A 13849-nucleotide genomic window follows, 5' to 3' on the forward strand; every position below is an offset into this window, starting at 1 on the left:
GCACGCGCGCCCGACTTCTTTGCCGGGAATCTTGTCGCCATTGGTAGCTCGCAGACCAGCGGGTGGTCGGCGCCCTCGGTAGACAGCGCCTCATGCTTGCGGTGCGGTCATTGGCCCTCGCTCTGCTCAACGTCCGGCAAACCGGGATTGCGCAGGTCGATCATCGGAAGCGCGCCATTCGGCAGCATCGTGGTCGGGAGCCGACCGTCCCATCTCTCGGCCTGGGTCAGGGAAACGAGTCCCGGGTTGTTGCGCAGGGCGTCGCCGCGCGCTTTGATGGCCAAAGCTTCAGCATCACCACGTAACCTGATTGCTTCAGCATCCGCCTGGGCCTGCAAACGTACCGCATCGGCTTGTGCCTGAGCGTCTGCACGGCGTGCATCGGCACTGGCATTGGCCTGGGTAACGGTGATCTCGGCCTGCACCTTTTCCCGCTCCGCATTCTGCCGCAGTTTCTGGACTTCCACCTCAGCCAGCATGCGCTGCTCAATGCTGGCCTCGTAGGAATCGGAGAAGTCGATATTCTCGATCTGTACGCTCTCGATGGTGACCGGCCCCTGAACACCCTCTTGAATCGCCATAGCAATTTCCTGATTGAGCCTGCCACGCTCCTGGATGGCGGTAACTGCGTTGAACCGTCCGAACACCGTCTTCGTCTCTTCGAACACCCGACGCTCAATCAGCCGCCCCAGCAGACCTGCCTCCGACCCGTACTGCTCGTAAACTGCAGCGACCCGATCAACTGGAATGCGGTAGTTCACTGACAGCTTAACGGTCGCCGGCTGCTGATCGCGACTATACGCTTCCATCGCGTCGTATACCGCTGCTTTCGACTGGACCGATATCCGTACGACGGTATCGATGACCGGCAGCTTGAATCCGAGCCCTGGCTCCGCGGTTCCGGCAATGGCCCCGTATCTCAAGATGACGCCGCGCTCCCCCTGGTCGATCGTATACCACGAACCGAAGACAATGCTCAGAATTGCGATCGCCACAATCCCGAAGATGATCGATGGAATGACGGGAAGTACTCGCACGTGAAACCTCAAATATTGGTGTGCCCGTCTTGCAAGAAAGTCGCCGGATCGCTTAGTGACGACCAATGGTGAACCTTGCCTCGTGGGCGGCACTTGTTGTCATGACGGGCCATCTCTGGCCTTTTACCTCTTGTGCGCCTTGTGCTGAATGATTGTGGTGTATGGGCATCCCCGAGGACCACAAGGCGAGTGTTTTGGATCGAGTTGACCCGCAGTGACGGCGATACCCGTTGCCGTTGTCGCGGTTAGATGGAAGATAACCAGGCAAGACAGACATTAAGTGTTTTTGTCAAGTTTTTCAGACTATAAATTCACTATCGTCTCATGCGGTGGGATTATGCGTAAAAAGGCCTACCGAAAAGCCAACCTGACCCATGCTGTAAAAACCTATCTCCTGATCTCGTCTTGATCATGAGCCTCGCCCACGCATGAGCGCCAATCTCCACGACTGTGCAGCGTTCCGTGAGAACAAAAGCCGGGTGCGTTCGGGAATGGGTGATGGAGCATTGTCAACCAATCGAATTGCTCTCGCCAAAATGAGGGCAGAGGTAATGAGCCGTCCTCTTCGTTCAGCTCTCGAGCCGAGTCAAACCTTCGACCTAAATAAACGTCAAGTATTTCGGGGACAAAATCAGCGGTATAGATTGCGCCAGCATGATCCGCGCCCCGACCGGCATTCGCGTGGCCGTCGGTCCAGACTTCTGCTTGATGCTGGCATTCGTCGCGACACAGACATCCTCAAGGCGATCGGTGTGGGAGCGAGGGCGTAATGCTGGGCCGCGCGCTGCGGGAGAGTACGGCGTCGCAAGCGTGATCACCATTCTCGAAAAGGAAGTCTCCATCAGCTTGGCGCTCGTGGGGAAGCTCTGCGAGAATTGAATTCTCTCGGCGCACCACCGGACAGCGGGAAGGCGGTCTTGGAAGACAGGTCCCGGAACCGTTCTCCCTGGTCAACACGAGGACGGTAGTAGCGGTGGGCCAGCAACACATGTCTAGAGGGCCCCCGCCCCTCCGAGCCGGCATCGGCCTCCAGGTACTGCAGCCCTCTGGTTTGTTTGCGATCTGCGGTCGCAACGATGTTGAGTGGAGGTTTCTAAGGCTACCATGAGCACCTGCACAGGTGCCCGCTACTCTATCTTCAATTGTTACCGACTATGGTTCTGTCGAGGCCGGAGCAACGTCGCGGCCGGCCTTATAAAACTCTTACGCCCGCGCTTGAAACGGAGCGAGGGCGTCGATATTCCTGTTGGCTCTCGCCTGGATAGCATTTGTGTGGGAAACGGACGTCAGCTTCCCTGGTCACGGTGTCCCGTTGGTACATGACGCTCTTAGTGGCGTCTTGAGGAGCGCACTTGTCCTTCTGGTTGCCGACGTTATCTGGCATCTCTCGAAAGCCGCCATAGAGCGACTGCTCGCCCGCCAAAGCATCTCTTCGCCTGCGCCCACAACTGATTGGGAGGGGGAGCATTTCACGCGGCTGCAAACATTGCTTCCAATCCTCCGGAATGTGCTCGCGGTCGCCATTCTTGTTGTTGCAAGCCTGACGATCCTTCGTCAGATCGGGGTCGACATCGGTCCACTCATCGCAGGAGCGGGCATTGTTGGAGTGGCGATCGGCTTTGGCTCACAAGCGTTGGTGCGGGATATCATAAGTGGCTTTTTCTATCTGATTGACGACGCTTTCCGGGTGGGAGAATACATTCAGGCAAAGGATTACCGGGGAACTGTCGAGGGGTTCAGCCTTCGCTCGGTAAAGTTAAGACATCACAGGGGTCCGATTTTCACTGTTCCTTTTGGCGAGTTGGGGGCAGTGGAAAACATGAGCCGTGATTGGTCCAAGACCAAGATACTTGTGACTGTCCCGTATGACACGGATCTGGAAAAAGTCCGCAAGATCGGTAAAGCGATCGGCCAGACGTTGCTCACTGATCCCGAATTGGGCCGCTTCTTTATTGAGCCGCTTAAGCTTAAGGGCGTCGAGGACTTTGCGGAGTACGGAATTGTAGTCAGCTTCGCGATGATCACCGTCCCAACCAGCCAGCAGAGCTTTATTCGACGTACGGCATATGCATCTCTTCGAAAATCGTTTCAGGAGAATGGCGTCACTTTCGCTCAACCTGTCGTCAACATCGCTGGTAAAGACCCGTCTGATCTTGCCGCCGCAACCTTGGAACATCAGCGGTCAACGGCATCAAACCAAGCCATCAAGTGACGGCATCAGTTGAGGCGATTGCTCTTGAAGGGAACAGAACTGGCGCGCCCCCTTTTTTGGCCACACGATAACAACTATTTGTCGGTCTTGCGCTCAGGTAATCCCGCCTCCGTCCAAACATCATTCGTTCAGACGATCAACCAAACTCTTCATGAGATCCATTCGTTCATGAAGAATCGCCACGACGAGGGCGGGCCATCCCTCTCGAGGCAGACAAAAGACGTAGTGGTGTTGGCATCGCACCATTCGTAACGCCGGATAAAGCGCGCTCATATCCTTGAAAGAACCTTTGCCCTCGGCAAGGGTTGTGAATCGCAGTTCAAAGGCCTTTGGCTAGTCGGTGCCAAGATGGCCGAATTGAAGGGCGCACGTTGATGCGCATACCCTTTCAAACGTGCCAACCGAGAATTGCGCCTTCAGATCAGCCGAGCTGTTCAATTGCAGCACCGGACTGCGGAAACCCGATTGCGGATTTTCGAAACCCTCGTACTCGGCGGCTGCATTGACAAAACCGGAGAAGGGTATGACGGAACCTGCATCGAGGGCAGCAAGTCCCGCGCAGAAGTGGAGTTTTTTACGATCTATAGAAAACTCATCGGCGGTGGCTTTGAAATCGTCACCGGCCGTTCCGATTTTTACGAGGCGCAGCGCGTTGCCGCTCACCTTTGCGGGCGGATTGACCCTCAAGATAGAATGTAAGATGAATTTCATGGTTGTACTGGAGATTCGGCGTCACCACAGGCCCCGGCTGTTCCCGTTTTGGGAATTTTCTCTTGTTCCCGTTTTGGGAATGTGATAGGTAGTCCCCATGCAGATCATCGCCAAGTCTACGTTGAAACAGTTTTGGGAGCTTCACTTTCAGGCCGAAACACCTCTGAAAACGTGGCATGCGATCGTCAGCAAGGCCGAATGGACCAGTCCGGCCGACGTGAAGGCAATATTTGGCGCGACAGTCGATTTTGTTTCCGACAATCGCATTATTTTCGACATTTCGGGCAACAAGTACCGGCTTATCGTCCACGTTGCCTACCCATACAAGCGAGTGCTGATTAAATTCATCGGCACGCACAAGGAATACGACCAGATCAACCCGGAGACAGTGTAATGGACAACATTCGCGCCATCAGAAGCGATGACGACCTCGCATGGGCCATTGCGGAGGTCAGCCAGTATTTCGACAATCCGCCCGATCCTCTCAGCACCGACGGCATGCGCTTCGATGTTCTTTCCGATCTGATCGGAGCATACGAAGACAAGCATTACCCCGTCGAGGCACCCGAACCGGTCGAGCTTATCAAGGCTCACATGGAGCTGACAGGACGTAGCCAAGGCGACCTCGCGACGCTGTTCGGATCCCGCTCCCGCGCATCCGAAGTGCTGAACAAGAAGCGCGCCCTGACCGTTGATATGATCCATCGGCTACACAAGGAATGGGGCATTCCTTCCGATTGTCTCGTTGAGCCCTATCACCTTGCAGCTCCGGAGCTTAAATACGCTTGACGGGTGGCCTCGTCTTAACCGATCGCCGACGTCGTGAGTGCTCCAACGGCGACCGGTGGTTCCTCGAACGCGTCCAATCGTGGGGCGAGGAAATCGTTGCCCACCGTGCCAATCCTGCCTCTGGCGGAAAGGAAACCAGGACGCCTGTCTCAGCTTTTCTTTACGTGAACGCCAATAGCCCGAACGCAGGGCGCTTTGCGAAGCTCTGCGAGAATTGAATCACCGCTCTCCGTCAACACGGGGACGGTAGTCCCGGTGGACCACAGCAACACATGTCTAGAGCCCCCCCGCCCCTCCGAGCCGGCATCGGCCTCCAGGTACTGCAGCCCTCTGGTCTGTTTGCGATCTGCGGTCGCAACGATGTTTGAGGAGGTTTCTCTCCTGTTGATGCGACCTGACGTTTTTCCGGGTGGCGTGGTCATGGGCGCCGTCGCAAACCGGTCGTCCGGGTGAAAGACAGGGCTTATCCAATTCGGAGAAGAAAACAGCTGGCGCGAACCGGATAGGCAGGAGACGCGCCTCGGTTGGCGACTGTGTGAACCGGTCTTTCATCTGCAGCATACGGTAAGTAAGCCGGCACAGCTATCTCGATCGCATGTCAGACTCGACGCAAGCGGCGAGGAAATCAGCGCGCATGTCCTCCGCCGTTATCTGGTTCCTGAGGGCAGCGTGGCATCGCCTTCTAGCCCGGCTATAGCAGGGACCATATTGATGGGTGATGTTTTCAGCGAGATAACGCAGCGCATCGCGAGGACCGCAAACCTGCACCTGCGGGCGACCCGCCAGCTCTATGGTCACTGGTAGATGCCAGAATGTGGAAAAGTCAACCGGGATTACCGTGGCCACCATTACCGGAGCCTGCCGGCGTTTCTGAGGAGGTCGATCTCCCTGGCGATCGGTCCCAGCAGTTTCCTCAGGCGATTTTCCTCCAACTTGTCGAGGCGAAATCGCAACGCAAACTCACTGACGTACCAGGTTTTTTCTTTTCCAGATCGACCGTTTTTACGGGTAGTAACAGGATTTTGCATGACGAGATCCTTTGGTAGGAACTGCATTCACCGGAAGTGTTTGAGATCAAGGGTGATCGTGCCGTTGCGTGTCACTGCATAGGCCGCCTTTGCGACCTTTAGAATTCGGGGGCGAAGCGCATCGAACGAAGCGAGATAATCGACCTCGCTGGCAGTTCGCTGGGATAACCCGCTGGCCAGCACTTCCGCGGATACATAAAACTGGACCGGAAACACACCATCATGTCCAAGGAAACGGACGCGCCTGTGTGCTTCATCGATGCTACGTGCCGAGTTTGGAAAAGAAAGGGGCATTAGCGATCTCCCCCATTCTGCCATATGTCGGCGGCTTCATTTTTCGATCGAGTTTCGGGCGGATGAAGGAGTGCAGGCGCTACAACTCGATGTTCCAGAGCAAACAGCAATGCTGTCCTTGTTCTATTCCCCTTCCGGAATTCCGAAATCAGGAAGACCATGGCTTGGCGTTTGGCGTCCGAACTGACCTCAACCGCAACTCCTCTAAAGCCTGCGGCTCTCAAGATATCTCTGAACATCGCTATGTGGACGGGGTCGGAGTATTCCGGTGACGGACTGGGAGACACGCCGTCCTCCTTTGTTGGGGCAGGGGAAAACCCCTCGGCGGCAGCGCCCGTGAAACGAGCTGTCCCTGTCAATACATGTCGTGCGTTATTTCTCAATTACAAGGCCGGAAAGCCTCTGTGGAAGCCTTGGGGCTGGGCCTGTGGTTAAGACGAGAGACTGGCGCCGGGCAATTCACCGTCGGGAAGCTTTCGATCACTGTCACACGCAGCGAAATCCGACTTTGTTCGCGACACCACAACCTGATAGAAGACCAGATGTCCGTACCGGCCGACGAGCGCAGGATCACCATTCTGCGTGGGGGCATTCCGTCTGCTTGGGACTGCGGTGAGGAGACCTTTTCAAAGCGTCAGACAGCGTTTGAATCCGTAGACTCGGGCTTCCTGGCGTTCTGCTGCTGTACGAAAAGCGACCAGGCTGCAATAAATAGCGCGGCAATCAGTGGGCCCACAACAAAACCGTTGATCCCGATCAGCGAGATACCACCGACCGTCGAGATCAAGATCAGATAATCCGGCAACCGCGTTTCCTTGCCGATCAGCTGCGGGCGCAAAAGATTGTCGATCAATCCAATGATAAGCACACCAACGAGAACAAGGATCAGCCCCTTCACCCAGGCGCCCGTGAGAAAAAGCCAAATCGCGGCAGGAACCCACACAAACGCAGTCCCGATGGCCGGGAGCATCGAGAGGAAAGTCATCATCACGCCCCATAACAGGGCGGCCTCTATGCCAAGAGCCCAGAATGCGATGCCACCGACGGTGCCTTGAATGAGCGCGATAATGACGTTGCCTTTGATAGTGGCACGCACAACGGCAGAGAAATTCTCAACAAATTGACGGGTGTAGTCGTCGCTCAGAGGTATAGCGCTGCGAACGGTCTCGCCGATTTGCGCGCCATCTCTGAATAGGAAGAAGAGAAGATAAAGCATAATGCCGAAGTTAATGAACAATTTCAGCGTATTCTGGCCGAAGTTGATAACGCTGCCCACAATGGATTGCCCGGTTTGCATGAAACCCGTAAATAACTTCTCACGCAGTTCAGCAAAACCGCCAAGCTTTACAGAGTTCAACCAGTTGTCGGCAAATTGCGGGAGCGCGTCCTGGATGCGAACGAGATATGCGCTGAGATCAATTTCGTTGCTGCTTATCCTTTGGTAAAGGCTTGTTCCTTCCCGAATGAGAGATCCCAGAATGAGCATTGCGGGCAGGATGACCAGGCAGATGCATAACAGCACTGTCAGGAGGGCGGCTATGCCGCCACGGCCGTTCAAAGTGCGCTCAAGGCGCCGATGGACGGGAAAGAAGATCGTTGCAAGAATCACCGCCCAAAGAACGGCACCATAATAGGGCAGGACAAGCCAAAGGAACGCGACTGTCACAAAGGCCAGCAGGACGTAGAAGCTCGTGCGTTGAATAGACATGTCTGCCTTTTTTGGGCTTGACCCCGCCTCTCGCTTCCACGCGACCGCCTGCAGGGTTGTCCGTCCGATGATAGCGCTGTCCAGTTACGAAGCCAACGCTAAACCGTCGTCATCCGGTGAGCTCCTCTGTAGCGACCTCGAACCGTTTCATGACTGCCGGCCCGAAAGCAGTAGACAAGTCGACGTCTGTGGCATCACGTCCTGTCGCCATCAATATGCGTCCGATGCGGGGCGTGTTGTGACGGGCATCGACCGTACACCAGCGGCCGCTGAAATAGACTTCGCACCAGGCGCTGAAATCCATCGGGTTGGGGTCTTTGGGCACGCCGATATCACCGAGATAACCGGTGCAATAGCGGGTCGGGATACTCATGCAGCGGCAGAGGGTGATGGCAAGATGCGCGAAATCGCGGCAGACGCCGGTCCTGTCATTGAACCCGCCGAAAGCCGTCCTCAGCGGATCGGCTTTCTCGTAGTTGAAGACAATACGGGAATGGACGAAATCGACGATCGCCTGAACACGGGGCCAGCCGAGTGGTGTAGCGGAGAAGTTTTTCCAGGCAAAGTCCGCCAACCGGTCGGTGTCGCAGTAGCGGCTGCCCAGCACCACTTCAAACGCACTGCCATCCAGAATTTCGTCTTTGAGAATTTTCTCGGCCAACATTTACTTCGAAGCCTGAACAGCTTCGCACCTCGCGTGCTCATCCGTCAAAAGGATGGTCCCTTCCGTGTCCATGGAAAGTCCCTCCATGTCGCGCACGTGGAATAAAGTGCCTTGGCATTGCGAAATTCCTGATATGTCGGCACAGGGGCTTCGACGCTAACGAATTTTCCAACTGCTGGTTCCCCGACATGGCCTATGCAGGATCCTTCTTGTCTTCTCCCGCTTGGCACCGGGGCACCTTTTTCAAGAACGCTGCAGGCAGTGCCGGCAATCTAGCATTATGCCCCCTGCTTGGCTGCTGGCCGCATATTGATGCAGGTACGCTAGGTAGCTCGATGGAAGGACGCGAGCCCCACTTGGCGTTTCAGCTGCGTCGTTTTCAAGTCTTTTAGCAATTACACAACCTCAAACTCACCATTGATTATATTTTAGTAATATATAGAACTCAATCATTGGAAACAACCATTGGGCGAAACTGATTCGGGGAAGATGGTTCCACCAAAAGCGTTCCTCAACCTCACTCGGGAGGAAATGTGAAGCAAAACGGGGGGCTTGAATGATCGCGCCTGCAGCATTTTTAGTGAATCAACCGTCTAACGGGGTTGAGAATTCCTTCAATAATTCTGACGAAAACCTGAGACGACGTAGCACGCTCATCCGCGGTGGCCGGGTGGGGAAGCATAAGGGGATCGCCGGCGGCGTAGCGCCTTGTGAAGCAGGTTTGGTGCTGTCGTTTACGACTTTGTCGGTTGCAGCAGCATTTGTATCCTTGCTCCTTTGGTCTTCGCCATCGTTGGCAGGTAGCTGCGATCCCTCAGGTCCTGGAACCTGGAGTTGTTCCGGTGCTGCTTCAGGCACCGCTAGCGATGCATCGGTGGCTATTTTGTCCCCTGCTCCAGTAACAATTGTCACGCAGCCCGGATTTGGTTTGTCCACCGCTGTTGAGGCCATACGTGTCGATACCCTCGGCGGGATCATCATAACGGACGTAAATGCCTCTTCTATCATGTCCTCTGGTGGGCAGGGCATTTTGGCGATCAATGATCTTTCAGGCGCGGTTGCAATTACCTCGAACGGTAGCATCACCGGTGCCGATGGTATCTATGTTAGCAATACCGGTACAGGTTCCACAACAGTCACATCCTCGGGCACGGTGACCGGGACAACTGGTGACGGTATCAATGTTACCAACGACGGCAGCGCAACCGACCTGACTGTTAACCAAACGGGCGGTGTGATTTCTGGCGCGAGCAACGGAATTTTTACGACACACTATGGAATTGGGACGACCACAATCGTTGTCGCCGGTGATGTGAACGGTGCAACCGAAAACGGTATATGGGCGCAAAATTTCGCTAACGCGACAGACATCACGATTACCCAGGCAGCCGGCAGCACGATAACCGGTTATACGCATGGCATCCGCGCCGATAATTGGGCTGCCGGCGCTGTGTCGATCACGACGGCCGGGATTATCAACCAGACCCAGACTGGCGCGGCTAATAACGACACCTATGGTATCTATGCCTACAATTCCATATCCGGGGCGGATATCACTCTCACCCAGACCGCAGGATCGATCTCGGGCAATTGGTATGCCATGTATGCCAATAATCAGGGTAGCGGCTCAACGACGATCATCAGTTCCGGCGATGTCACGGCAATCGAACGCGCTGGACTTTACGCTTACAACGCGGGCACAGCGCAGGACATCGTTGTAAACCAGACGGTAGGAACGGTCAAAGGCGGCACCTATGGCGTTTTCGCAGACAATGCGGGTATCGGTTCAACAACGGTTTCATTGTCCGGCGATGTGATCGCTTCCGGTGACTACGGTGTCTATTCGCGTAACAGCAGCAGTGCCACCGATCTAACTGTAAGACAGACCGCGGGTTCTATTGCTGGAAAAACCGGCATTCTGGCTTGGAATAGGGGTGCGGGCGTCTCGTTGGTCAGCGTAGGTGGCACGGTGAGTGGCGGCGCGGGCGCGGGTATCCAAACGATTGCAGCGAACGGCTCGACCGTCGATATTGCATCTTCCGCAACGGTCACGGCAACGTCCGGAATTGCCATTCGTGACGGCGGTGTCGGGGGTAACCCGATTGCTTCGGACACAATCGGGGGCGATGTCGCAGTTAACAGCGCTGGCACCGTAACCGGTGATGCGATCCTTGGCCTCGGTGATGACACCGTCAGTCTATCTGGTGGAACCTATACCGGCAATATTTACGGTGACGACAGAGACGACGCTCGAAGCGGCGACGGTATTGCCAACCATGAAGGCAACGATACGTTCATTTGGACGGCCGGCGGACTGGCTGGCGGCTTCTACGGTCAGGACGGTTCCGATGTGGCAGTGGTGAGAGCATCGACCTATGATGGTTCACAGGTGCTTGACGGCGGCGAAGATACCTCGATTGCCGATGGCATGATCGATACGCTTACGCTCAGGGATGTGACGGCGACGACGAATGGCGGCAAGATCGTCAATTGGGAAGTTGTCAATTTGGATGGCGCCAATCTGTCTATCGACGACGGCGCATGGCATGTCGGCGAGCCGGATGAAGCAACGACCGGTGTGTTCCTGAGCAGCGGTTCTACACTTGACGGCATGGCGTCGCTCGCCTTCGACGGCAATATGACGATTGATTCAACGTCCACTTTCGTCGGAACGGGCGGCGGAACCGGGGTCTATTCGTTCAGCGGCGATGCGGCCAATGCCGGAACCATCACCACGGTAGATGATGCTGTCGGCGATGTTATCATCATCGGTGGAAATTATAACGGCAATGGCGGACAGATGCTGTTCGATGTTGCTCTTGGTGACGACAACTCCAAGACGGATATGGTCATCGTCAATGGCGACACTTCTGGCACGACAAATGTCGGCGTCAACAATTTCGGTGGGACGGGTGCGCAGACCAGCGAAGGTATCCGTATCATCGAGGTGAACGGTGCTTCCAGCGGTTCTTTTTCGCTCATTGGCGATTACATGATTGGCGACAGGCAGGCGGTCGTAGCGGGTGCCTACGCCTATCAACTCTATCAGGGGGGCGCATCGACACCGAATGATGGTAACTGGTATTTGCGTTCGCAATTGACCAATCCGACAACGCCGACGGCACCGACCTCCCCGCTTTACCAGGCTGGTGTGTCGACCTATGAGGCATATCCCCAGGCATTGCTGGGTTTGAATGGCGCGCCAACGTTGCAGCAACGTGTCGGTAACCGTTTTTGGGCCGGCAATGGCGCTTCTAAACGCACATCTTATGCCGCTTCGGAAGACGCAAGCGCTGCAATCGAAGAAAGCGGTTTGTGGGGCCGCATCGAAGGTGCGCATAACAGCATCGAGCCGCGTTTTTCGACCTCAGGTGGCACCGATTACGATCAGAATGTCTTGAAGCTTCAGGCCGGCATTGATGGGCTGTTGACGGAAACGGAAAGCGGCAAACTCATTGGCGGGTTCACAATCCATTACGCCCATGGCAAAACCGATATCAAATCTGTTTACGGCGATGGTGAGATCGCCACGGACGGTTACGGTCTTGGCGGTACATTGACCTGGTATGGCGAGAATGGCTTCTACCTAGACGGTCTGGGCCAGATGACCTGGTATACGAGCGATCTCGACTCTGTCCTTGCCCATACGAACCTCAGCGACGACAATGACGGGTTTGGCTATACGCTGTCGGTAGAAGGCGGCAAGCGCATGGCCGTCGATCCAGCCTGGTCAGTCACACCGCAAGCCCAACTAGTGTATTCCAATGTCGATTTCGATGCGTTTACCGATGCATTCGGCGCCCGTGTCAGCCTCAACCGTGGAGAAAGCCTGCGAGGCCGTCTCGGTGTGACCCTTGACCATGAAAGCGCGTGGCAGAATGACAAGGGCTTGCTCAACCGCTCCCATGTGTACGGCATTGGCAATCTCTACTATGAGTTCCTTGAAGGGGCGAGGGTCGATGTCCAGGGCATGAGCTTCGCCAGCCGCAATGATCGTGTCTGGGGCGGCGTGGGGCTCGGGGGAACTTATAGCTGGGATGACGATAAGTACTCGATCTATGGTGAAGGTCTTGTCCAGACCAGCCTGAATGACTTTGGCGACAGTTATTCCGTCAAGGTACAAGTGGGCTTGCGCATGAAGTGGTAACAGGCTGACCTTATCGGTAAAACGCACTTCGTCATCCGGAAAAAATTACACGAGTGGGAACCACGTGTGTCCACAAGCGGTCGGTTGGCTAGTCAGTGGATATAGACATCACGCGCCGCAAGACCACTACCGTTTTTCAGTCATTGGGCGAACAACTGCTCGCAGCCCGCAAAAAGCGTGACCTGAGCCAACCGACACTCGCCGAGCGACTTGGCCGAAATCGTGCCCGCATATCGGAACTGGAACGTGACCTTGCCAACAATCGTTTGGGCAGGGACCGTCTGACTCTGTTTGCCGAACTCTGCGATACGCTTGATCTCGTCTCTGTGCTGATCCCGAAATCGCGCATGGAAAGCGTGCGCCTACTGGTCGATGACATACCCGCTCCAAGACATTCGATCGAGGCTCCGAGAGCTTTCGACGAGCTTTTCATCGATCTCGACGACGATGAGACAAAGGAAGGGTAATGGCGAAAGGATCGGACTATGATGGAGGTTGCGCAGGTCGTCGTCGCGATGAGGTCGGATGCGCGTCCTTCCAGTTGCGTGGTAAAGGCTGCAGCTTGACGAATGCGGAGCGCATGACATCAAATTCCGGACATAAATCGGCTGTTTGGCTTTCCGGGCTCAACATCGCCGCGGCTGAAATCGCTGAGCCGGGATGACGCAGGCGGAGGTTGAGCAACAGCGTCGGCAGGAGGCCCGGTCTGCGACGGGTTCAACCTGCCCGCTTTTCTTTTTCAATCCTCACTGTTCAATTCGAGCCGACGATCGAAGACGATAGATGCTGGCGGCCGCGATGCTTGGAGGACGAGACTAGGTTCGGCGCCCCAGAAGGGCTAGCGCGTCAACCATCATACGCTTCAAGATGAGTTTTCTGTTTCCCGGTGTGGCAAAGGCAGCTTCCGGGACAGCAACACCAGCACGCGAGGGATTGATGCGTTCAGAGGGTGGGATCGGAAGGGGCTCTTCGACGATGGCGGGGACAACGATGTGCGTGATCGTTGTTTCATCGGATTTAACCGAAACGGTGACCTGTGTTCCGGAGCGGAGACGGTCGCCCCCCGTTTGAGCGGCCTCTCGCTCATCCTGAGCTTCGACCAGCGATGTCTGCGTTACGAGAAAAAAAGGCATGTTTTTCCACGGAGTGTTTTGATTGAGGTCTCGTCTGCAAAGCGGCTTCGGTCAAGGTGCAGGACCATGTTTACGGTCGCCTCCGAAATAAAAAAGGCGCTCGACCCGCGAGGGGAGCGCCTTCTT

Annotated in this window: 11 protein-coding genes and 2 pseudogenes; 5 read left to right on the forward strand and 8 right to left on the reverse strand. The window is 55.6% G+C overall.

The features are described from left to right. Positions 1 to 107: 107 nt before the first annotated feature. A complete protein-coding gene (locus tag QRN60_RS23930) occupies positions 108 to 1037 on the reverse strand; it encodes a prohibitin family protein (RefSeq protein ID WP_077998846.1) in 930 nt (309 codons plus the stop codon). A 1246-nt stretch (positions 1038 to 2283) separates the two neighbouring features. Here QRN60_RS23930 and QRN60_RS23935 point away from each other — a divergent pair. Continuing rightward, positions 2284 to 3249, forward strand: coding sequence for a mechanosensitive ion channel family protein (locus QRN60_RS23935; RefSeq protein WP_236760646.1), 966 nt, complete (start codon positions 2284 to 2286; stop codon positions 3247 to 3249). Positions 3250 to 3369: 120 nt separating this feature from the next. Here QRN60_RS23935 and QRN60_RS23940 read toward each other — a convergent pair. Both QRN60_RS23940 and QRN60_RS23945 read right to left on the reverse strand, forming a co-directional pair. Beyond that, a pseudogene (locus QRN60_RS23940) lies at positions 3370 to 3555 on the reverse strand (type II toxin-antitoxin system RelE/ParE family toxin); the annotation flags it as partial. Positions 3556 to 3582: 27 nt separating this feature from the next. Continuing rightward, positions 3583 to 3960, reverse strand: a complete 378-nt coding sequence (locus QRN60_RS23945; protein ID WP_112356401.1) for a hypothetical protein — start codon at positions 3958 to 3960, stop codon at positions 3583 to 3585. Positions 3961 to 4057: 97 nt separating this feature from the next. Between QRN60_RS23945 and QRN60_RS23950 the strand changes: the two genes are divergently transcribed. Together QRN60_RS23950 and QRN60_RS23955 are read left to right on the forward strand one after the other, a co-directional pair. Continuing rightward, positions 4058 to 4354: a type II toxin-antitoxin system HigB family toxin gene (locus tag QRN60_RS23950; RefSeq protein ID WP_060726613.1), complete on the forward strand. Its 297-nt coding sequence runs from the start codon at positions 4058 to 4060 to the stop codon at positions 4352 to 4354. Further along, entirely contained in the window at positions 4354 to 4749 is a 396-nt protein-coding gene (locus tag QRN60_RS23955; RefSeq protein ID WP_087744390.1) for a helix-turn-helix domain-containing protein, read from the forward strand. Before QRN60_RS23950 ends, QRN60_RS23955 begins: the two co-directional genes overlap by 1 nt. A 582-nt stretch (positions 4750 to 5331) precedes the next feature. Here QRN60_RS23955 and QRN60_RS26575 read toward each other — a convergent pair. From QRN60_RS26575 to QRN60_RS23975, 5 genes and pseudogenes are all read right to left on the reverse strand, one after another. Next, positions 5332 to 5598 (reverse strand): DUF982 domain-containing protein, encoded by a 267-nt coding sequence (locus QRN60_RS26575; protein ID WP_060726611.1) that lies wholly within the window; start codon positions 5596 to 5598, stop codon positions 5332 to 5334. After that, positions 5598 to 5777 (reverse strand): hypothetical protein, encoded by a 180-nt coding sequence (locus tag QRN60_RS23960; protein WP_080865464.1) that lies wholly within the window; start codon positions 5775 to 5777, stop codon positions 5598 to 5600. Before QRN60_RS23960 ends, QRN60_RS26575 begins: the two co-directional genes overlap by 1 nt. A gap of 27 nt (positions 5778 to 5804) precedes the next feature. Then, positions 5805 to 6071: a DUF1488 family protein gene (locus tag QRN60_RS23965; protein WP_087744392.1), complete on the reverse strand. Its 267-nt coding sequence runs from the start codon at positions 6069 to 6071 to the stop codon at positions 5805 to 5807. A 634-nt stretch (positions 6072 to 6705) separates the two neighbouring features. Further along, positions 6706 to 7779: an AI-2E family transporter gene (locus tag QRN60_RS23970; protein WP_060726608.1), complete on the reverse strand. Its 1074-nt coding sequence runs from the start codon at positions 7777 to 7779 to the stop codon at positions 6706 to 6708. A 109-nt stretch (positions 7780 to 7888) separates the two neighbouring features. After that, positions 7889 to 8386: pseudogene (locus tag QRN60_RS23975) on the reverse strand (transglutaminase-like domain-containing protein); the annotation flags it as partial. Positions 8387 to 8999: 613 nt separating this feature from the next. Between QRN60_RS23975 and QRN60_RS23980 the strand changes: the two are divergent. Continuing rightward, positions 9000 to 12590, forward strand: coding sequence for an autotransporter outer membrane beta-barrel domain-containing protein (locus tag QRN60_RS23980; protein WP_111785325.1), 3591 nt, complete (start codon positions 9000 to 9002; stop codon positions 12588 to 12590). A gap of 95 nt (positions 12591 to 12685) precedes the next feature. Further along, the gene (locus QRN60_RS23985) at positions 12686 to 13057 is read left to right on the forward strand and encodes a helix-turn-helix domain-containing protein (protein WP_236761794.1); all 372 of its coding nucleotides are present in this window, start codon (positions 12686 to 12688) and stop codon (positions 13055 to 13057) included. Positions 13058 to 13849 lie beyond the last annotated feature (792 nt).

The organism is Agrobacterium sp. CFBP2214 (genome assembly GCF_030209895.1).
GTDB lineage: Bacteria > Pseudomonadota > Alphaproteobacteria > Rhizobiales > Rhizobiaceae > Agrobacterium > Agrobacterium radiobacter.